Here is a 675-nt window from a genome sequence, read left to right as displayed (position 1 = left end):
CAACCGCGCCGACGCCAACGCCGCCCGCACCACCTTCTGCTGCGCCGGACCCGACGGCACCGTCTGACCCGACGACGGCCCATCCTGATTCACCGCCGAACCCCGCACCACCGCCAGCACCCGGTCACCATCACGCTGGGCATCCGACAACCGCTTGAGCACCACCACCCCAGCACCCTCGGAGCGCACGTAACCGTCGGCGGCGGCATCAAAAGTCTTGCACTGCCCGTCCGGGGCCAACATCCCCCACCGCGACGTCGCAATACTGTTCTGCGGGGTCAACATCAAATTCACCCCAGCGGCCAACGCCTGATCCGACTCCCGACGCCGCAAACTCGCACACGCCAAATGAATCGTCACCAACGACGACGAACACGCCGTATCCAACATCATCGCCGGACCATGCACACCCAAGAAATACGACAACCGCCCCGCCGCGAAATTGGCCGCATTGCCGAAGGGAACGTAGGGGTCGACTTCTTGTGGCCGGATCTGGCTCATGATGTCCAGCGCGTAGTCGTTGGTGGTCATACCGACGAAGATGCCGGTCTGGGTGCCCCGGATCGCCTCCTTGGTGATCCCGGCATGCTCCAACGCCTCCCAGGCCACCTCCATCAACAACCGCTGCTGAGGATCCATCGCATCAGCCTCACGCGGCGAAATACCAAAAAACTC

1 protein-coding gene is annotated in these 675 nt (G+C 63.4%); it reads right to left on the bottom strand.

From position 1 onward, the window contains the following. The coding region (locus LI94_RS21385) for a polyketide synthase (RefSeq protein ID WP_046302511.1) at positions 1-675 on the bottom strand (675 nt) is incomplete at both ends.

The organism is Mycobacterium sp. UM_Kg27 (genome assembly GCF_000972905.1).
GTDB lineage: Bacteria > Actinomycetota > Actinomycetes > Mycobacteriales > Mycobacteriaceae > Mycobacterium.
The sequence above is the reverse complement of the archived record's forward strand: the minus strand, read 5'-3'. Positions and strand labels throughout refer to the sequence as shown.